18 protein-coding genes are annotated in these 20,377 nt (G+C 49.8%); 7 read left to right on the top strand and 11 right to left on the bottom strand.

Going from position 1 to position 20,377, the window contains the following annotated elements; genetic code table 11:
• Positions 1 to 23 precede the first annotated feature (23 nt).
• Entirely contained in the window at positions 24 to 2,609 is a 2,586-nt protein-coding gene (acnB, locus tag O3681_RS04830; protein ID WP_293193021.1) for a bifunctional aconitate hydratase 2/2-methylisocitrate dehydratase, read from the top strand.
• Between the two features lie 180 nt (positions 2,610 to 2,789).
• Here the strand turns inward: acnB and O3681_RS04825 are convergent, their stop codons facing one another.
• Positions 2,790 to 4,184 carry a DEAD/DEAH box helicase gene (locus tag O3681_RS04825; RefSeq protein ID WP_371459480.1) on the bottom strand — a complete coding sequence of 465 codons (1,395 nt, stop codon included), beginning with the start codon at positions 4,182 to 4,184 and terminating at the stop codon, positions 2,790 to 2,792.
• 427 nt (positions 4,185 to 4,611) lie between these two features.
• On the opposite strand from O3681_RS04825, the gene O3681_RS04820 reads away from it, so the two are divergent.
• Complete coding sequence (locus tag O3681_RS04820; protein ID WP_107723576.1) at positions 4,612 to 4,962, top strand: hypothetical protein; 351 nt, start codon at positions 4,612 to 4,614, stop codon at positions 4,960 to 4,962.
• Positions 4,963 to 5,151: 189 nt separating this feature from the next.
• On the opposite strand, the gene clpX is transcribed toward O3681_RS04820, so the two are convergent.
• The gene (clpX, locus tag O3681_RS04815) at positions 5,152 to 6,417 is read right to left on the bottom strand and encodes an ATP-dependent Clp protease ATP-binding subunit ClpX (RefSeq protein ID WP_371459408.1); all 1,266 of its coding nucleotides are present in this window, start codon (positions 6,415 to 6,417) and stop codon (positions 5,152 to 5,154) included.
• 313 nt (positions 6,418 to 6,730) lie between these two features.
• Here clpX and O3681_RS04810 point away from each other — a divergent pair, with 313 nt between their 5' ends.
• Positions 6,731 to 7,639 (top strand): serine hydrolase, encoded by a 909-nt coding sequence (locus O3681_RS04810; protein WP_371459479.1) that lies wholly within the window; start codon positions 6,731 to 6,733, stop codon positions 7,637 to 7,639.
• A gap of 109 nt (positions 7,640 to 7,748) precedes the next feature.
• Complete coding sequence (locus tag O3681_RS04805; protein WP_371459407.1) at positions 7,749 to 8,522, top strand: M48 family metallopeptidase; 774 nt, start codon at positions 7,749 to 7,751, stop codon at positions 8,520 to 8,522.
• Positions 8,523 to 8,585: 63 nt separating this feature from the next.
• Here the strand turns inward: O3681_RS04805 and O3681_RS04800 are convergent, their stop codons facing one another.
• Positions 8,586 to 9,080: a DMP19 family protein gene (locus O3681_RS04800; protein ID WP_371459478.1), complete on the bottom strand. Its 495-nt coding sequence runs from the start codon at positions 9,078 to 9,080 to the stop codon at positions 8,586 to 8,588.
• A gap of 112 nt (positions 9,081 to 9,192) precedes the next feature.
• Between O3681_RS04800 and O3681_RS04795 the strand changes: the two genes are divergently transcribed.
• Together O3681_RS04795 and O3681_RS04790 are read left to right on the top strand one after the other, a co-directional pair.
• Positions 9,193 to 9,390 (top strand): zinc-finger domain-containing protein, encoded by a 198-nt coding sequence (locus O3681_RS04795; RefSeq protein WP_003745781.1) that lies wholly within the window; start codon positions 9,193 to 9,195, stop codon positions 9,388 to 9,390.
• 3 nt (positions 9,391 to 9,393) lie between these two features.
• Entirely contained in the window at positions 9,394 to 9,750 is a 357-nt protein-coding gene (locus tag O3681_RS04790) for a hypothetical protein (RefSeq protein WP_036473192.1), read from the top strand.
• A 6-nt stretch (positions 9,751 to 9,756) separates the two neighbouring features.
• Here the strand turns inward: O3681_RS04790 and mutY are convergent, their stop codons facing one another.
• Positions 9,757 to 10,791, bottom strand: coding sequence for an A/G-specific adenine glycosylase (mutY, locus tag O3681_RS04785; RefSeq protein WP_371459406.1), 1,035 nt, complete (start codon positions 10,789 to 10,791; stop codon positions 9,757 to 9,759).
• A gap of 162 nt (positions 10,792 to 10,953) precedes the next feature.
• Between mutY and O3681_RS04780 the strand changes: the two genes are divergently transcribed.
• On the top strand, positions 10,954 to 11,994 hold the full coding sequence (locus O3681_RS04780) for a zinc-dependent alcohol dehydrogenase family protein (RefSeq protein ID WP_049335428.1): 1,041 nt from the start codon (positions 10,954 to 10,956) through the stop codon (positions 11,992 to 11,994).
• Between the two features lie 68 nt (positions 11,995 to 12,062).
• Here the strand turns inward: O3681_RS04780 and trmA are convergent, their stop codons facing one another.
• The 7 genes from trmA to O3681_RS04745 form a co-directional block, all read right to left on the bottom strand.
• Positions 12,063 to 13,145: a tRNA (uridine(54)-C5)-methyltransferase TrmA gene (trmA, locus tag O3681_RS04775; RefSeq protein ID WP_371459405.1), complete on the bottom strand. Its 1,083-nt coding sequence runs from the start codon at positions 13,143 to 13,145 to the stop codon at positions 12,063 to 12,065.
• A 117-nt stretch (positions 13,146 to 13,262) separates the two neighbouring features.
• Entirely contained in the window at positions 13,263 to 14,765 is a 1,503-nt protein-coding gene (gene pta / locus O3681_RS04770) for a phosphate acetyltransferase (protein WP_371459404.1), read from the bottom strand.
• 161 nt (positions 14,766 to 14,926) lie between these two features.
• A complete protein-coding gene (gene prfA / locus O3681_RS04765; RefSeq protein ID WP_295848489.1) occupies positions 14,927 to 16,003 on the bottom strand; it encodes a peptide chain release factor 1 in 1,077 nt (358 codons plus the stop codon).
• A gap of 155 nt (positions 16,004 to 16,158) precedes the next feature.
• Complete coding sequence (locus tag O3681_RS04760; protein WP_070504437.1) at positions 16,159 to 17,427, bottom strand: Nramp family divalent metal transporter; 1,269 nt, start codon at positions 17,425 to 17,427, stop codon at positions 16,159 to 16,161.
• Between the two features lie 287 nt (positions 17,428 to 17,714).
• Positions 17,715 to 18,482, bottom strand: coding sequence for a TatD family hydrolase (locus tag O3681_RS04755; RefSeq protein WP_371459403.1), 768 nt, complete (start codon positions 18,480 to 18,482; stop codon positions 17,715 to 17,717).
• A 13-nt stretch (positions 18,483 to 18,495) separates the two neighbouring features.
• A complete protein-coding gene (locus tag O3681_RS04750) occupies positions 18,496 to 19,479 on the bottom strand; it encodes an asparaginase (protein ID WP_371459402.1) in 984 nt (327 codons plus the stop codon).
• 66 nt (positions 19,480 to 19,545) lie between these two features.
• Complete coding sequence (locus O3681_RS04745) at positions 19,546 to 20,208, bottom strand: DedA family protein (RefSeq protein ID WP_371459401.1); 663 nt, start codon at positions 20,206 to 20,208, stop codon at positions 19,546 to 19,548.
• Positions 20,209 to 20,377: the final 169 nt, after the last annotated feature.

Below are 20,377 nucleotides of genomic sequence, written 5' to 3'. Positions count from 1 at the left end.
AAAACAGAAAAAGGAACAAAGAGATGTTAGAAGCCTATCGTAAAGCCGCCGCCGAGCGCGCCGCCCTTGGTATTCCCGCCCTTCCTCTGACTGCTCAGCAGACTGCTGATTTGGTTGAGCTGCTGAAAAATCCACCTGCCGGTGAAGGCGAATTCTTGGTTGAGCTGTTGGCTCACCGCGTACCACCCGGTGTGGACGATGCCGCCAAAGTTAAAGCCTCATTTTTGGCAGCCGTTGCCGAAGGTAGCGCATCCAGTCCGCTGATTTCCCCTGAGTATGCTACCGAGCTGTTGGGTACCATGCTTGGCGGTTACAACATTCATGCACTCATCGAACTCTTGGACAACGACAAACTTGCGCCTATCGCTGCAAATGGTCTGAAACACACTCTGTTGATGTTTGACTCTTTCCACGATGTGCAAGAAAAAGCCGAAAAAGGCAACAAATACGCGCAAGAAGTATTGCAATCTTGGGCAGATGCCGAATGGTTCACATCACGCGCCAAAGTTCCAGAAAAAATCACTGTTACCGTCTTCAAAGTCGACGGTGAAACCAATACAGACGACCTCTCTCCTGCACCTGATGCATGGAGCCGTCCTGATATCCCTCTGCACGCGCTGGCGATGTTGAAAAACCCGCGCGACGGCATCACGCCTGACAAACCGGGCGAAGTCGGTCCGATTAAATTGTTGGAAGAACTCAAAGCCAAAGGCCATCCGGTTGCTTACGTTGGCGACGTGGTCGGTACTGGTTCTTCACGTAAATCTGCTACCAACTCCGTGATTTGGCATACAGGCGAAGATATTCCGTTCGTACCGAACAAACGTTTCGGCGGCGTATGCCTGGGTGGTAAAATTGCTCCTATTTTCTTCAATACTCAAGAAGACTCCGGCGCATTGCCGATTGAAGTTGATGTTTCCGCGCTGAAAATGGGCGATGTCGTCGATATCCTGCCTTATGAAGGCAAAATCGTGAAAAACGGCGAAACTGTTGCCGAGTTCAGCCTGAAATCACAAGTATTGCTGGACGAAGTGCAAGCCGGTGGCCGTATCAACTTGATTATTGGTCGCGGTCTGACTGCCAAAGCGCGTGAAGCATTGAAACTGCCAGCTTCTACCGAATTCCGTTTGCCTCAAGCGCCTGCCGAAAGCAAAGCCGGTTTCACATTGGCTCAAAAAATGGTTGGTCGCGCCTGCGGTTTGCCGGAAGGCAAAGGCGTGCGCCCGGGTACTTACTGCGAACCACGCATGACTACTGTCGGCTCGCAAGATACTACCGGTCCGATGACTCGAGACGAATTGAAAGACCTGGCTTGCTTGGGCTTCTCAGCAGATATGGTGATGCAGTCTTTCTGTCACACCGCGGCTTATCCAAAACCTGTCGATGTGAGAACTCATAAAGAATTGCCTGCTTTCATCTCTACCCGTGGCGGTGTATCCCTGCGTCCGGGTGATGGCGTGATTCACTCATGGCTCAACCGTCTGCTGTTGCCTGACACGGTCGGTACCGGCGGCGATAGCCACACCCGTTTCCCTATCGGTATTTCTTTCCCTGCCGGCTCCGGCTTGGTTGCTTTCGCAGCAGCTACCGGCGTAATGCCGCTCGATATGCCTGAGTCCGTATTGGTACGCTTCAGCGGCAAACTGCAACCGGGCGTCACCCTGCGCGATTTGGTGAACGCCATTCCGCTGTACGCGATTAAACAAGGCCTGCTTACTGTTGCCAAAGCCGGTAAGAAAAACATCTTCTCCGGCCGTATCCTAGAAATCGAAGGCCTGCCTGATTTGAAAGTGGAACAAGCCTTTGAATTGACTGACGCATCTGCCGAACGCTCCGCCGCAGGTTGTACTGTGAAGCTCAACAAAGAGCCGATTATCGAGTACATGAAATCCAACATTGTGTTGATGAAAAACATGATTGCCAACGGCTATCAAGATTCGCGCACTTTGGAACGCCGTATCAAAGCCATGGAAGCATGGTTGGCAAATCCTGAATTGCTCGAAGCGGATAAAGATGCCGAATACGCTGCCGTGATTGAAATCAACATGGACGACATTAAAGAGCCAATTATTGCCTGCCCGAACGACCCTGACGACGTGTGCTTCATGTCTGAACGCTCCGGCACCAAAATCGACGAAGTGTTCATCGGTTCTTGTATGACCAACATCGGTCACTTCCGTGCAGCTTCCAAACTCTTGGAAGGTAAAACCGACATCCCGGTGCGTCTGTGGATGGCGCCTCCAACCAAAATGGATGCGAAAGAGTTGTCTGACGAAGGTCACTACGGTGTACTCGGCCGTGCAGGCGCGCGTATGGAAATGCCGGGTTGCTCATTGTGTATGGGTAACCAAGCACAAGTACACGAAGGCGCGACTGTAATGTCCACTTCTACCCGTAACTTCCCGAACCGCTTGGGTAAAAACACCTTCGTTTACCTCGGCTCAGCTGAGTTGGCGGCGATCTGCTCCAAACTGGGTAAAATCCCGACTGTTGAAGAATACCAAGCCAATATCGGTATCATCAACGAGCAGGGCGACCAAATCTACCGTTACATGAACTTCAACGAAATCGACAGCTACAACGAAGTAGCCGAAACCGTGAATGTGTAATGTAACAAGGTAAACCGATTTTCAGACGGCCTTAAATAATAAAGGCCGTCTGAAACGGAAAAATAAAGGACGTGTTCATCACGTCCTTTATTTTTAGTTTAATAAAAGGCCGTCTGAAAGATAAGTTTCAGACGGCCTTTGTTAGGATAAATAATCAGAAAACCGATTAATCAGCGTTGTTTACTTTACGCCAAAACCAGGTTGGAGCAGGGCGCAAGGCTGACGCTCGTGACGGCTGCGGCGTGTTCTGCCGGCAATTTTGCCGCAGACAATACCTGGATCGTTTTTCTCTTCTGCTTTTTTCGAGTTTTTGTCTGATTTATTTGCGTATTCGTTGCGTTTGTTTCTATCTTCGCGGCGAGAGCGGCTGTCGTTATGCTGAACCGGTTGCGCTTCGGCTTCATCTTGATTGTCGTTGCCCCACCAATGCGGATCAAAGCCTTCGATGCGTTCCACATTCAAATTGCTGCCGGTCAGCTCTTTAATGGATTCAAACATTTTCTGTTCGGTTTTATCCATTAAGGAAATGGCAACGCCGTCGGCACCGGCCCGGCCGGTGCGTCCGATGCGGTGGACGTAGTCTTCAGGTTGGGTTGGCAGCTCGTAGTTGATGACAAAAGGCAACTCGGCAATATCCAAACCGCGTGCGGCAACGTCGGTGGCAACCAAAACGCGTAATGTACCTTCTTTAAAGGCGTTGAGGGTTTCCAGTCGGCTTTGTTGGGATTTGTCGCCGTGGATGGATTGAGCGGCAATGTTGCGGCGGACGAGGTCGCGGGTAACTTGATCGACGCTTTGTTTGGTTTTGCAGAATACAATGACTTGATTCATATGCAAATCAACAATCAGACGTTCGAGCAGGTTGCGCTTTTTGAGTGCATCAACGGCAATGATGTGTTGCTCGACATTGGCGTTGGTGGTATTTTGCGCAGCCACTTCAACCATTTCAGGCGTGTGCATAAAATCTTGCGCAAGCTTGCGGATAGGCGGTGAGAAAGTGGCGGAGAATAGCAGAGTTTGTCGCTGTTTGGGCAGCATCTGCATGATTTTACGGATATCGTCGATGAAACCCATATCAAGCATACGGTCGGCTTCATCGAGTACAACGATTTCAACTTTGTTTAAATTGATGTTTTTTTGTTTAACGTGGTCGAGCAGTCGGCCAACCGTAGCGACAACGATTTCGCAACCGGCGCGCAAGTCGGCAGTTTGTTTGTCCATGTTGACGCCGCCGAAGAGGACGGTATGGCGCAAAGGAAGATTTTTAATATAGGCCTGTACGTTTTGGTCAATTTGATCAGCCAGTTCGCGGGTCGGGGTCAATACCAACATGCGGACGGGGTGCATGGCAGGGGAGGTGCTGGATGTGGCGTAGCGTTTCAGGCGTTCGAGGCTGGGCAGCATAAAGGCGGCGGTTTTACCTGTGCCGGTTTGTGCTGCGGCCAAAAGGTCGTGTCCTGCCAAGGCTTTAGGAATCGCTGCGGCTTGGATAGGCGTCGGGTTTTCATAACCCTGATCGGTCAGGGCAGAGACTAATTCGCTGCCTAAACCGAGTGAAGAGAAAGGATTCATGATGGTGGCTTTCTGTTCAGACGGCCTTTTGAATGGTGAGGCCGTCTGAAAAATCTGATTCTGAAATGGATAAACCGCAGTATGATTTTGATTCTGCGGTTTGAAAAAAGGGGTACGGAACTATCCGGTAAGTAGTCCATTATGCCATAAAAAGAGGGACTCCCCAAATGATGGTTGCAGCTAAAATCGTCTAAGTTTTGATATTTTTACAGTTCAAAAACAGAAAAAGTTACTGGCCTGCAAGGTTTTGAGTTTATTGGGAATTAAGCATTTGTCTTAACGTCAATAGGATTAATTTATCAAAAACTTACAGGATGAAATGAAACTAAATTGGAATTGGGTACTCAATATTGAGGTGCAGGGCTGTTTGACAGCCTGTATCTCCCGTTTAACGGTAAACCATAAAATTAAAATTTAGGAATATACAATTATGAAAACTTTATTGATCGCTCTTGCAACCGGTAGCCTGATGTTGGCAGCTTGTTCTTCTTCCAAACCCGCTGAAGAAGCGGCAGCACCACGCGTCACTGTTGAAGAAGCAATGACCCAATGCCAACAGGCATCTGGTGAAAATGCTGACCGTGCTGTGTTTGATGCCTGCATGAAAGACAAAGGCTATCAACGTACGGCTGAGTCAGCTGCTTCCGAGCCCGCTGCCTCTGAACCGGTAGCAGCGCCTGAGGATGTTGCTCCTGAAGCTGCCGCATCCGAGCCTGCTGCTAAAGCTGCTCCTGCTAAAGCCGCTCCTGCAAAAAAAGCTGCTAAAAAAGCAAAAAAATAAGCTTCATAAAATTCAAGGAAGTCACTCTCATCAATACTCCGGATGAAGACAGACTTAGAGCAACTTGAAAACAAAGGCCGTCTGAATATGTTTCAGACGGCCTTTGTTTCGTATATAGAATTGTTCGGCAATATAGTTTAATTCAAAAAAAGACGTGTACGGTTACACGTCTTTTTCAAAGAATCAGTTTTACTGTTTGTATTCGCTGCCGTCTTTGCGGAAAAGTTTTGGCTGCTCGCCTTTTTCTACCACCTCTTTATTGATGACGACTTTGGCGACGTCTTTCAAATCTGGCAGGGCATACATGGTGTCCAAGAGGCAGCGTTCGACGATAGAGCGCAGGCCGCGCGCACCGGTTTTGCGTTCCATTGCCAGTTTGGCGATGCTGCGCAAAGCGTCTTCTTCAAACTCAAGGCTGACATCTTCCATTTCAAACAAGGTTTGATATTGTTTGACCAAGGCGTTTTTCGGTTCGGTCAAAATGTTGACCAAAGCGTCTTCGTCCAATTCCGCCAATGTGGCAATCACGGGCAGACGGCCGATCAACTCAGGAATCAAACCGAATTTAATCAAGTCTTCAGGCTCGACGGTTTCAAACAGGGCTGAAATATCGGCGTTTTCATCTTTGCTGTGTACCGCTGCACCAAAGCCGATACCTCCTTTTTCAGTACGTTGGCGGATGACTTTTTCCAAACCGGCAAATGCGCCGCCGCAGATAAAGAGGATGTTGGTGGTATCAACATTGATGAATTCTTGGTTCGGATGTTTGCGTCCGCCTTGAGGAGGAACGCTGGCTACAGTGCCTTCAATCAGTTTCAGCAAGGCTTGTTGCACACCTTCGCCGGATACGTCACGCGTGATGGACGGGTTGTCGCTTTTGCGTGAGATTTTATCGATTTCATCGATATAGACGATGCCGCGCTGGGCTTTTTCAACGTCAAAATCACATTTGCCCAAAAGTTTGGTGATGATTTGTTCGACGTCTTCACCGACATAACCGGCTTCGGTCAAAGTTGTGGCATCTGCCATGACAAAAGGGACATCCAGTTTGCGCGCCAAAGATTGCGCCAACAGGGTTTTACCTGAGCCGGTCGGACCGATAAGCAGGATGTTGGATTTGGACAATTCGACTTTGCCCTCTGCTTTCGGGTGGTGCAGGCGTTTGTAGTGGTTGTAAACCGATACTGCCAACGCTTTTTTTGCGTGTTCCTGACCGATAACGTGGTCGTTGAGGTTGGCAACGATTTCGGCCGGGGTAGGCAGTTTTTTCTCGGCGTTTTCTTCTTTCGCTTTGACAAGCTCGTTTTCAATTTCGCCGGATTCGTTGTCTTGCAGCATTATGCCGCAAGTTTCTACACATTCGTTGCAGATGAAGGCGTGTTCGCCTTCGATCAGGTTTTTAACGTCGTTTTCAGACTTCCCGCAGAATGAACAGGTGCGTTTTTCTTCAGACATAATAATTTCTTCGTATGGTTGTATGGAGGCTGTGTTGTAAAGGGGGAACAGATATTTCGGGCGTATTGCCGGATTGAGGGAATGCCTCTGACAAAGGAGCCTAAGTATAATGACTATCTTGTGTTTTTTCAAATCAGAGCAGGCATTGCGCCGTATCGTCTAAGAAACAGATGAGGGCGTGGGATTTGAATATCTTGCTAACAAACGCAAAGTTTTCTCAACTCGCTTTACAATTGTCGAAAAATTTAACAGAATGTTGAATTAAATGTATTTTTTTGAATTGGCAGATATGAAAATCTATAAAACTTTAGGAATGGTATGGACAGGTGTGGCATTGGCCTTTGCTTCTGCGCCTGCCGTTGCCAATGATATGGATGTATTGGGACAATTTTTGGAGCAAAATTTCCCAGTGCAAAATGACCCGCTGGAAGCTTTTGCATTGAGTCATGCCGACCAAGTCGAAGCTCAAGCCGCTTTGGCAGGTCCTCTGCTGTCTTCGCAATCTGCTTTGATTTTCAATAATAAAACCGGTGAAGTGCTGTATCAGAAAAACCCTGATCGTGTCATGCCGATTGCCTCTATTTCCAAATTGATGAGCGCGATGGTGGTTTTGGATGCGCATCTGGATATGAACGAGCCGATTACGATTACCGAGGCTGAAATCGACCGTTTGAAAGGTACGGGCAGCCGTTTGAGCATCGGCACGACGCTGACACGCGGCGAACTGTTGCACCTGAGCCTGATGAGCAGTGAAAACCGTGCTACTCATGCATTGGGCCGTACGTATCCGGGCGGTATGAGCGCATTTGTTGCGGCTATGAATGCCAAAGCGCAAAGCCTGGGTATGACCAGCAGTCGTTTCTATGAGCCTACCGGTTTGAATTTCCAAAACGTTTCCACTGCACGCGATTTGAACCGCATGGTTGCGGCAGCCAGTAAATATCCGCTGATCCGTAAAAATTCGACTTCAAATTACGGTTCGGTTTGGACGGCAAACGGTCGTCAAAACTACAAAAACTCCAATGCCTTGGTGCGTGAGGGCAGCTGGAATATCGAATTGCAGAAAACAGGCTATATTCGTGAAGCAGGACGTTCTATGGTGGTTAAGGCCAATGTACAGAATCAGCCGATTACCATTGTGTTGCTCAACTCTCCGTCTTCTACAACCCGCGTGAACGATGCGCGTAAGATTGAGTCTTGGATGTTGCAGCGCCGTTCTTAAAATATTACGCTTAAAGGCCGTCTGAAACCGTTCAGACGGCTTTTTGTGTAAAGTGTATTAAATTTGGGTACAATGTCGTTACATTAACTTAAAAACACAGATAGAAAACATGTTGAAAAAACTGAATAAAAAATATTGGGCCGGCATGGGCATTATTTTGGCATTGACCGGCTGTACTTCCGTAGCAGATATGGTTGGCTACGATACCGCGACTTTAAATGAAGATGCGGCTAAAAGTTACACACAAGTCATTCAAAAAGCGCGTGGTCAAAAAGCTTTGGATGTTTCATCTCCAACCGCGCAACGCGTTCAACGCGTGTTTGCACGTCTGCGTCCTCATGCTGAGCGCGCCAACAAAACCGGCGTGCCTTTCAACTGGCAGATGAACGTTATCCGCAGTGATGAAATGAACGCATGGGCAATGCCGGGCGGTAAAATGGCCGTGTACACCGGCATAGTAGAAAAATTGAAGCTGACGGATGATGAAATTGCCGCCGTTGTCGGCCATGAAATGACCCATGCTTTGTTGGAACACAGTAAAAAAGCTTTGGGCGGACAAGTATTGACCGGCTTGGGCGGTTCGATTTTGGCCAGCTCAACCGGTGTGGATGGTGATTTGGTCGGCTTGGGTGCAGATTTGTTGGCAACCAAACCGTTCTCACGCCATCAGGAAAGCGAAGCGGATGCCGGCGGTGTACGTTTGATGGCTGAAGCAGGCTACAACCCTGAGGCTGCGGTAAGCGTGTGGGAAAAAATGAACAAAGTACAGGGCGGCAGCTCATTGGCTATTTTGTCGACCCATCCGACCAATCAAGCGCGTATCAATGCAATCCGCAAGATGTTGCCTGAAGTGATGCCGATTTATCAGAAAAACAAACGTTAATTTGATGTACTTATAATTTTGCCGGTTTGAACAGATGATTCAAACCGGCAAAGTTTTATGGTTTCAGTCTGACAGTTTGGCAAATTTATCCCAATTTGCCTGAACATACGCTGCCGCAGTTTCCAAGTCTTCGTCGGCAATGTCATAATAATCGCCGTCAAGCTCTTCAAAATCGGGAAAAACTTTGCGGATTTCGTCGAAATCCCTTTGTTCTTCTGCCATTTTTTCAATGGCTTCACCGTGTTTTTCGTACAGGGCCTTGGCTTTGTCTAAGATTTTCGGTATCGGCTTGATGCGCCAGCGGCGCAGGCTGTCAGCAACCGGATTGCCGAAGATGTATTCTCCGTATCCTGAAGCGATAAGCTGTACGAAGCCGCCTTCTTGAACCTGGCTGTCGAGATAGCAAAGGGCGGTCAATGTATGCTGTTCGTCGTTGAGGCCGGACATTTCCTCGTCGCCTGCCTGTTCGGTGTGATCCAAATAGGCTGCACTGAGTGTATAAAGAAATGAAGCGGAATCGGAAGTATCGAAATCTTGAAGGCGGAGCAGTGTAGTCATCATCATCAAAGGCCGTCTGAAAAAAGTGATTATATAATGTTTTCAGTCGAACCTAGCGGCCGTTTTGCTTTACAATATCGGAAGATAAGAAAACATAGTGAGGAACCAAACCATGAGTACACAGTCTGAAAAAAACGTTGTAGTCATCAAGCCGCAGGATTTGCCACTGCATTGCTCCGGCCCTAATCATGAAACATGGAACGGCCATCCGCGCGTGTTCTTGCCGATTCAGTCCAACAGTGAGATTGAATGCCCGTATTGCGGCACTTATTACCGGCTTGATGGCGAGATTCCGCATCACCATTACTAATCTATGCCTATGTTGAACAAAATCATCTGCGCTTTGTGCGTGAGTTTGTGCGCTGCGTGCGGCTCGTATAAGGCCGTGCGCCCTGATGCGCCGTTACCGGTTATTGCACAGGCGCAGACGTATTCTGTCCGTTATCAATCCGCACAAGGTCGGACGATTACTGCAATTTATATCAACAGTCACAGCCCGATGATGGTTGAGCTGCGTGAAGGCAATACGGTTGAGAAACTGGTGCAAGTCCGCTTGCGGAGTCAGGGCGTCGAGTATGCCAATCCAAGCTCGCGTTGGCAGATTGGCGATGGGTTTGCCGTATTGATTCGCGGTGGGAAAGAAGTTGTATTTAAAGAGATTGTGGAATAGGGCGGTTTAGCCTTTCGCCAAATATTTGATTAAAGGTTTGGGCAAACCATAATCCGCCAACTGTTCCGCTGATACCCAAAGGCCGTCTGAAAGATGTTCAGACGGCCTTTGTTGCGTCTGAAAAGGGGTAATCATCAATAAGCGGTGGGTCAGGCGGTGGGTAAACGTGGTTTGTTCTTCGAGGCTGTCTGAAATAATGCCGAAGCGTTCGGCGTAAGCATACAAATTGTCTAATTTTTCAAAACAGGGTACGCAATACAGACCGCCCCAAATGCCTTTGGCAGGGCGTTTTTCAAGCAATAATGCGCCGTCAGTGTTATGGATAATCAGCCAATAAAGCGGGAGGGTTTGCACTTCTGGAGCAGTTTTTTTGCGAGGCAGTTCGTCAATGCGGTTTTGTTTTCTTGCTTCGCAGATATCTGCCATAGGGCATTGATGGCACAAAGGTTTTGTTCGTTTGCAGACGGTTGCGCCCAAATCCATCAGCCCTTGTGTATAGGCAGGCATATCGGCGTTTTCAGACGGCAGCAGGCTTTCGGCAAGCGTCCAGAGCGAGTTTTCAAATTTTTTATCTTGCGGATTGCCGTCTTGGGCAAAGACACGGCAGAGAACGCGTTTAACGTTGCCGTCCAAGATGGTTTCGCGTCGGTTGAAAGCAAAGGCAGAAATGGCGGCGGCGGTACTTCTGCCTACGCCGCAGAGTGTTTCCAAGTCTTTGCGTTTGGGCGGAAAGATACCGCTAAATTGTCCGACGACTTGTTGCGCGGCTTTGTGCAGGTTGCGTGCGCGGCTGTAATAGCCCAAACCTGCCCACAAGGATAAAACCTCGTCTTGCGGCGCAGCGGCAAGCGATTGCACGGTTGGGAATTTGGCTAAGAAACGCGGATAGTAGTCCAATACGGTAGCAACCTGCGTTTGTTGGAGCATGATTTCTGAAAGCCAGACGGAATAGGGGTCTTTGATCTGCCAAGGCAAGTCGTGACGGCCATGCTGCCGTTGCCAATCGATGAGTCGTTGTGCAAAGGATGTGTGTGTGTTCATTAATATTTACTTTTTAATTATTTATTTTTAAAACAGCATGTTACACTATAACATACAAAATAATAATCAGGATTGACTTATCTGGTAGAGGGGTATATAAATATAGTTAACGTGGATTTACGCTGTATTGTTAAAGTTTATTAACTGCTCAAGGAGATTCACATGAAAGCAATGGTTTATCATGGCGCAAACGACATCCGTTTCGAAGAAAAACCCCGCCCTCAAATTATCGATCCGACCGATGCAGTCGTCAAAATCGTTAAAACCACGATTTGTGGTACTGACTTGGGTATTTGGAAGGGTAAAAACCCTGAAGTTGCCGACGGTCGTATTCTCGGTCATGAGGGCATCGGTATTGTAGAAGAAGTCGGCGATGCTGTAAAAAACATCAAAGTCGGTGATAAAGTCATTATTTCATGTGTCAGCAAATGCTGTACTTGCGACAACTGTAAAATCCAACTTTATTCACACTGCCGCAACGGCGGTTGGATCTTGGGCTATATGATTGACGGTACTCAGGCCGAATACGTCCGTACGCCTTATGCCGACAACAGCTTGGTTCCGCTGCCTGATAACGTCAACGAAGAAGTTGCCCTGCTGTTGAGCGATGCCCTGCCGACCGCCCACGAAATCGGCGTGCAATATGGCGATGTGAAACCTGGTGATACCGTATTCATCGCCGGTGCCGGCCCTGTCGGTATGTCTGCGTTGCTGACTGCTCAACTGTATAGCCCTGCCGCCATCATCGTTTGCGATATGGACGAAAACCGCTTGAAACTGGCGAAAGAACTGGGCGCAACCCATACCATCAACCCTGCTTCCGGTGATGTGAGCAAGCAAGTTGCCGCTATCGTCGGCGAAGACGGCGTAGACTGCGCCATTGAAGCGGTCGGTATCCCTGCGACTTGGAATATGTGTCAAGACATCGTGAAACCCGGCGGCCATATCGCTGTGGTCGGTGTGCATGGTCAATCCGTTGATTTCAAACTGGAAAAACTGTGGATTAAAAACCTTGCCATTACTACCGGTCTGGTTAACGCCAATACCACCGAAATGCTGATGAAAGCCATTTCCAGCAGCTCAGTGGATTACACCAAAATGATGACCCACCATTTCAAATTCAGCGAATTGGAAAAAGCTTACGATGTATTCAAACACGCTGCTGAAAACCAAGCCATGAAAGTGGTTTTGGAAGCGGATTGATTTGAAAATCGCTTAATATGCCGTTAATTAAAGGCCGTCTGAACATTCAGACGGCCTTTTTGTATGTTTTATTTTTTCTTCAACCAAACGCCGCTTTCGATATGGTGGGTAAATGGGAATTGGTCGAATAGGGCGGCGCGTTCAATGGTATGGGTTTGACAGAGCGTGTCGAGGTTGGCGCGCAGGGTCTCAGGGTTGCAGGAAATATAGAGGACGTTGTCGAATCGGGCAACTAATTTGAGCGTCTCATCATCAACACCGGCGCGTGGAGGATCGACAAAAATAGTTGAAAAATCATAGTTTTTCAAGTCGATGCCTTGTTCTTGCAGGCGGCGGAATTCACGGTTTTGCGTGTAGGCCTCGGTAAACTCTTCCGCAGACAGGCGGGCGATTTTGAGATTGGTAATTTGGTTAGCTTCAATATTCCATTGGGCGGCGTTGACGGAAGTTTTGGAAACTTCGGTTGCCAGCACTTGATTGAAATGTTGCGAAAGCGGCAGGGTGAAATTGCCGTTGCCGCAATATAGCTCAAGCAGGTCTTTGCCTAAGTTTTGCGCGGCATCACACGCCCAAGTCAGCATTTTTTGGCACACTTGGGCATTGGGTTGGGTAAAGCTGCCCTCGATTTGACGATAGCGGAAGGTCTTGCCGTTGACTGTCAATGCTTCGGTCACAAAATCTTGGCTTAATACGATTTTTTGTCCGCGGCTGCGGCCGATGATGTGGATGCCCAAATTGTGCGCCAACTCTTGCGCGGCTTGTTGCCATGCGTCGTTCAGCTTCTTGTGGTAAATCATGGTAACCAGCATTTCGCCGCTTAAAGTGGACAAAAATTCGACGGCGTACCAGCGGTTTTTCAGCTCGGGATGATTGGATGCGGCTTCAATCAGTTTCGGCATTAAGGTATTGATGGATTCGGACGCGGCAGGAAATTGGTCGCAACGGATCAGGCTTGCCCCGCTTGCCTTTTGCCCGCGCTCAAACATGGCGTAAAACATTTCGCCGCCTTCATGCCAGATGCGGAACTCGGCACGCATCCTGTAATGCTGTTCCGGAGATTCAAAGACTTCGATTTCAGGGAAATCCAGCCCTTGGAATAGTTGCTGAAGATATTGCTTTTTGTCGGCTAGTTGTTGCTGGTAGGCAGTCATTGGGGCAGTCTTTCGGAAAATAATGGCGAATTATAATATAGTTGGCGCAAAGATACGAAAGGCCGTCTGAAACATCGGTTTCAGACGGCCTTTGATTTTAAAGCATCAGCTTGTCAATCAGCCTTGCATTTGTTTGGCTTGAACGGCAGTCAGAGCGATGGTGAAGACGATGTCTTCAATCAATGCACCGCGGGACAAGTCGTTAACCGGTTTGCGCAAACCTTGCAACAACGGGCCTACGCTCAGGACGTTGGCGCTGCGTTGTACGGCTTTGTAAGTACAGTTGCCGGTATTGAGGTCTGGGAAAATCAGGACAGTTGCCTGACCAGCGACAGCGCTGCCCGGAGCTTTGGATTGGCCGATAGATGGAACGGTAGCCGCATCGTATTGCAACGGACCTTCGATGGCCAAATCAGGGCGTTTTTCATTAGCCAGTTTGGTGGCTTCGATTACTGCATCGACATCAGGGCCGCTGCCTGAGTTGATGGTAGAGTAGGAAATCATGGCTACTTTTGGATCGATACCGAAAGCTTTGGCGCTGTCGGCAGATTGGATGGCGATATCGGCCAGTTGTTCCGGAGTTGGGTTCGGGTTAACCGCGCAGTCGCCGAAAGCTAAAACTTGGTTAGGCAGCAACATGAAGAATACGCTGGATACGAGGCTTGCACCCGGAGCGGTTTTAATCAGTTGCAGGGCAGGACGGATGGTGTTGGCAGTAGTGTGGACTGCACCGGAAACCAAACCGTCCACGTCGTTTTGAGCCATCATCATGGTACCCAGTACGACGGTGTCTTGCAGCTGTTTACGTGCATCTTCAGGAGTCAGGCCTTTGGATTTGCGCAATTCACACATTGGCTCAACGTATTGCTCAACCAAAGAAGCAGGATCGATGATTTCCAAAGAATCGGGCAGGGAAATGCCGCGTTCTTTCGCTACGGCTTCAACTTCTTCGCGAGTCGCCAATAGTACGCAACGGGCGATGCCTTTTTCGTGACAGATAGCGGCAGCGGCGACGGTGCGTGGTTCTGCGCCTTCAGGCAGGACGATGCGCATATCGGCTTTGCGTGCGAAATCGATCAGGTTGTAACGGAATTGGGCTGGAGACAGGCGTTTGGCTTCGCGTTTGGCCAAAGCGGATACGTCTTGTAGTTTGTCGCTGGAGCCGAAGAAAGTCAGGCCGGTTTGCTCGGCAACTTGTGCGCCTAAAGCAGCGGCTGCGCCGTCAATGATAAAGCCTTCCAATAAGCCTGGGGAGTTGGTGTAGAGCTGTTTGGTGAGGTTTAATTGTTGGGCGATGGCGGCCGCGTCAGTATTGTCGGATTTCAGCGCCAATACAACGCCTGCGTCCAAAGACAACGCCAATTCGACGTTTTTGCCTGCCAAGAACAATTTGTCTGCATCAGGAGTGATGCCTTCGATAACGAGGTTATCTGCATTCAATGCTGCAACTTTACCGACAAGCGCGTCAAACCAGTCGTCGCTCTTGCCTTGAGCCAACAGGGCTTCTGTAGTGGAGTCAACGGTCTGGAAAACTTGTGCATTCAATGCCGCTGCAAATGCTTTTGCCGCTGCATCGGCGCTCAGGCCGGTAGATACCGGTGCGATCAGGATTTTTGCCATTTTGTGTCCTCTCTTTCGTTAATTGTAGAAGGGTGTTGCTGGGGCGCAGCTGGTGCTGCATTTTAACACTTCAGGATTGAAGTTTCTTTAATATATTCACGGTCATATTGACATATGTCATCAGGCCGTCTGAAAAGTATAAACGCAATGGGCTAAATTCATCAATCCCCCATTGCCGCCAAAAGCTCGGCTTGATGCTCGGCAATCAGGGCATTGGTGATTTCTTCCAAATCGCCGTCCATCACAAAATCCAGTTTGTGCAGGGTAAGGTTGATGCGGTGGTCGGTCACGCGGCCTTGTGGGTAGTTGTAGGTACGGATGCGCTCGCTGCGGTCGCCGCTGCCGATCAGGGATTTGCGTTCGGCGGCTTCTTTGGCTTGTGCTTCGCGTTTTTGCGCATCGTTTAAGCGGGCGGCGAGGACTTTCATCGCCTGCGCTTTGTTGGCGTGTTGGCTGCGGCCGTCTTGGCATTCGACCACCATGCCTGTCGGCAAGTGGGTAATGCGGACGGCGGAGTCGGTTTTGTTGATGTGCTGACCGCCCGCACCGGATGCGCGGAAGGTATCGATGCGCAGGTCGGCGGGGTTCAACTCGATGTCTTCGAGTTCGTCCGCTTCGGGCATGACGGCAACGGTGCAGGCAGAGGTATGGATACGGCCTTGGCTTTCGGTGGCAGGGACGCGCTGCACGCGGTGGCCGCCGGATTCAAATTTCAGACGGCTGTACGCGCCTAAGCCGATAATGCGGGCGATGACTTCTTTATAGCCGCCCAATTCGCTTTCGTTGGCGGAAACGATTTCGACCTGCCAGCGGTTGCGCTCGGCGTAGCGGCTGTACATACGCAGCAAATCGCCTGCAAACAGCGCGGCTTCGTCGCCGCCGGTACCGGCGCGTACTTCGATAAAGATATTTTTATCGTCGTCGGCATCTTTGGGCAGCAAGAGTTTTTGCAATTCGGTATCGAGTTCGTCGATTTTGGTTTTCGCCGCTTCGATTTCTTCGGCGGCAAAGTCTTTCATTTCGGGGTCGGACAGCATTTCTTCGGCATCAGCCAAGTCGCTTTGCGCCAGCTGATAGTTTTGGAAGACTTCGACGACGGGGGTCAGTTCGGCGTGTTCGCGTGTGAGTTTGCGGTAGTTGTCCATGTCGGACGTGGCTTCAGGCTGACCGAGCAGGTGCGTGACTTCTTCCAGTCGGTCGCTGAGTTGTTGTAGTTTTTCTAGGATAGACGGCTTCATAAATTTTCCAAAATACGGATGCCGTCGAGTGGTCTGCAACGGCGAAATAAGGAGTCATTATAATGGGTTTGAATGAAAATTCAAAAAGATATGATGGATTGGAAAGGCCGTCTGAAACCTGTTTTTAAGTTTCAGACGGCCTTTTTTATATGGGCTTATTTAGGCGCAGCCAAAATGCCTGTTTGGTTCAGCAGGAACAAAACGGTAAAGCCGGTCAAATAAATCAAACCGATAATGGCGAGGAAGTTCATGCCCATGGTCAGTTTGTGGCGTTTGTCACCTTTTACGAGGCGGTAGTTCAACCAAGCGAACACTGGGGCGGCAACGAAGGCGGTAATCATAGCGAACTTGAGCAGTTCCGCCATCGCGCTGTTGAACCAGAAAATTACAGCCAAGCCTGAGCCTGCAACCCAGACGTTCCAAGCAAACAATTCGGCATTGCCGGTTTTGTCTTTGCCGCGCAGCAGGCGTACCGGTTCGGCAATCGCGCGGGCGTAGCCGTCCACTACGGTAATGGTGGTGCCGTACATGCAGGCGAAAGCAATAAATGCCACTAATGGACGAGACCAGTCGCCGATGGTCACAGCGTACATATTAATCAGCTGGCCGACATATTTGCCGCCCGCCATTTGCACTTCCTCGCCGTTGCCGTATTGTACATATGCACCCAAGGCGAGGAAAACGACCGCCAAAATCGCGCTGGTAATGTAGCCGACGTTGAAGTCAAAAATGCCGTCGCGGTAGCTGGAAGGGTTGATGCGTTGTTTTTCGGTAACCCACAAAGAGTTGATGGCGGAAATTTCAATCGGTGCAGGCATCCAGCCCATCAGCGCGATGAGGAAGCCCAAGCCTGCCAGTGTCCACGGGGTCGGCTCGATAAAGTCGGGTTTCATCTGCATGCCGCGAGACATGGCCACGGCTGCTGCGGCGACGGTGGCGATGGTCAGGCTGACGATGATAATTTTGGAAACGTTGTCCAATGCTTTATAGCGGCCGCTTGCCAAAATCAGCAGGCAGGAAACCATAATCATGACGGACACCATGCCGGCATCGAAAGTCAGCGACGGGATCGCCATTTTGACGATGGCGGCGGTAACGATGGCGACCGCGCCGGCATTAATCGTTGCCGATGCAATACATAAAATCAAAAATACCCACAAATAAACGCGGCTTTTTTCGGCATAGCCCTCAATCAGACTTTTGCCCGTATCCAGCGTGTAATGTGCGCTGAAGCGGAAAAACGGGTATTTGAACAGGTTGGTCAGAATGATAATCAGCGCAAGCTGCCAGCCGTAAAGTGCGCCTGCCTGCGTGGAGGCAATCAGGTGCGAGCCGCCGACTGCCGCCGAAGCCATCATGATACCCGGGCCGAGAGCATTGATTTTGCTCTTCCAGGTGGAAGCGTGTGTATGTTGTTCAGCCATAATTAGTTTCCGCCTTTTTCAGACGGCCTTATTATCAAAAAAAGGCATATTTTAACGTAAATAAAAAGTTTGCCCAATAATATGCGTAATACTTTTTATCAATCAAAGGGAAAATACGGTGTTAAAAAGCCGAGATGACGGAGTGAACGATATTTTGTGCCAAAAACATTTTTTCAGACGGCCTTGTATCGCTTTTTATTCATGAATATGGGGTAGGGAGGGCAGAGTGTGTCGGTTTGGAAACGAAATGGCTGGGCAAGGCTTTTTGATGCCTTGAGGTCGACATATTAAGGGGAAGTATGGAGCAGGGAATCCACGTTTTGCTCGGTGATTTCAGACAGTTGTGCCAGCGGTACGCCGCGCAGTTCGGCCGCGATTTCGGCGATACGGCGGATGTTGGCCGGTGTATTGGTTTCATGGCCGAGCATAAAGGGGCTGTCGGTTTCGAGAACGAAATCCGTGTCATCTAAGGCTTGTAAGGCGGCACGGACTTTTTTGGCATTGGGATTGAGCAACAGCGAGCCTATGCCGATTTTGAAGTCGAGTTTCACCAGAATCCGCGCTTCTTCCACGCTGCCGGAGAAGGCATGAACGATACCGCCTCGTGTGAAACCGGCGGTTTTGACGGCGGCGGCAATGGCGGCGGTGGCTTTCAGATTGTGGATGATGACGCAGCGGTTGAGGTTTTGGGCGAGGATGAGTTGGCGGATAAAGGCGTCGGTTTGCGTGTCGCGTTGGGCTTGGGTTTGCTCTTTGCCATAAAAATCCAAGCCGATTTCGCCAACCCATGCTTGCGGATGCCGGATTAATTCGGACTCTAACTCTTGGAATGCCGCTTCGTTGAGACCGTCTGCAAACCATGGATGGATGCCTAAAGCGATATGGATATTTTCAGACGGCCTCTCCAACTGCGCAACTGCCTGCCAATCTTTCGGAGATGTAGCCGGTACGATAAAACGAGCTACGCCGACGGCTTGCGCTTCGGCAAGCACGGCAGGCAGCGTGTCGGCAAGCTTAGGATCGGCAAGATGGCAGTGGGTGTCGGTAAAAGTCATATTAAATAGCGGTTTACAGCAGATTTAATTGTCTCAATTCTTGTTGCACCTTATCCGCATTCCAGTCATGCGATACGGCAAGGGTCATCAATGCAGTGGCGGTTTCAAGATTGCATTTGCCGCCGTTGATGATGCCTGCCTGACGCAAAGCATTGCCTTGGGCATAGACGGCGGCGGCGCAACCTTGCGGCACTTGGCTGATGTTGAGCAGCAACTTGCCTTGTTGCGTAAAGGCTTGAACGGCTCGGACAAACGCATCATTACTCGGCGCATTGCCGTGGCCGTAGCTTTGCAGGATTAGGGCTTGGGTGGAAAGGTGGGGCAGGCCGTCTAAAAGCTCTTGCGTGGCATAACCGGGAATCAGCGTGCGGACGGAAACTTTGGCTTCAGGATTTGGAAGACGCGGTTTGAGGCCGTCTGAATGTTGGGTCAGGGCGGTACGGATATTGTGCCAACCTTGGTTTTCCTCCCATTCGGCGAGTGCGCCAAAATGCAGGTTGTCAAAACCTGCGGCGGTCTCGGTGCTGACCTTGCTGCTGCCGACGGAGGGGAAGAGTTTGCCGTCAAAGGCAATGGCCACTTGTTTGAGCTTGAGCGAGAAAGCGGAAACGGCAGTGGCAAGGTTGCGCGGCGCATCGCTGTTGGCGGCATCGTAAGGCCATTGTGAGCCGGTCAGGATAACGGGTTTGTCCAAGCCTTGCAGCGAAAGGGCGAAGAGGTTGGCGGTGTATGCCATGGTATCCGTGCCGTGCAACACCAAAATTCCGTCATAGTCAGGCAGATTGGCGATAATAAGCTCCAGCCAGTTGCGTTGGTTTTTCAGCGTTACCGCGGAAGAATCGATGAGCGGCTGGCAAACGTGCCATTCGAAATCAAGGCCGTCTGAAAAGGGGGCAAGGGCTTTATCGACGAGAGCGGTGTCGGGGCGCAGGCCGGCGCTGCTTTGGGTCATGCCGATGGTGCCGCCGGTGTAGAGGACAAAGATTTTTTGTTTCATGGTGTTTCTGATGAATGATTGAGGCCGTCTGAAAGAGGGGAAGTGTTTCAGACGGCCTGGAATGGTTTATTGATTGGCTTGTTTTTTGGCTTTTGCCGCGCGTTTTTCGTGCAGTTTTTCACGGAAGAAGGTATGGCGGCGGTGTTTTCTCCACCAAATCCAGCCGACGATGACTGCGCCGATGCCCAGTACGGTAAAGATACCGGATTGCAGGCTGTGCATTTTTTCCATCAACCAGTCGGTATTGCGTGCGCCGTATTCGCCTAGATAAATCCAAACCGGAACGGAAATCAGCGCGGCCAAGCCGTCCATCAGGATAAAGCGCAGGTAGGAAACCTTGCGGCTGATGCCTGCAGTCACGAAAACAGCGGTACGCAGGCCGGGCAGGAATCGGGCGACGAATAAAACCCAGTTTCCGTATTTGTCGAATTTTTCCTGTACTTGGGCATAGCGTTTGGGCGTCATCACGCGTGCAATCGGTTTGAATTTAAGGATTTTTTGCCCCCAAATCCGGCCGGCCGCAAACATAAAGCCGTCACCTACCAATACGCCGAGCATACCAACGGCAAACATAATATGTGAGTTGGTATAACCCAGGCCGGAAATCACGCCGCCGGTTACCAGCGTCAAATCTTCAGGAATCGGCACGCCGAAGCCGCAAATAACCAAAACGAAAAACACGGCCGCATAGCCGTATTCAACGAAAAAAGATTCTAAAAATGCAAACATGGCCGCCGTCCCACGATAGATATTGATTGATAACTGGATTAAGTTGGAATTCTACCAAAGATAAGGCCGTCTGAAAGCAATCACAAGCAGATATTGTTCAAATTTGACGGTAGTTTGCAAAAAATATGGAAATTCGGACGCGGAAAGTTGGGATATGGACGGATTTGGC

Source organism: Neisseria sp. 27098_8_158 (genome assembly GCF_041433145.1).
GTDB classification, from domain to species: Bacteria; Pseudomonadota; Gammaproteobacteria; order Burkholderiales; family Neisseriaceae; genus Neisseria; species Neisseria subflava_E.
The sequence above is the reverse complement of the archived record's forward strand: the minus strand, read 5'-3'. Positions and strand labels throughout refer to the sequence as shown.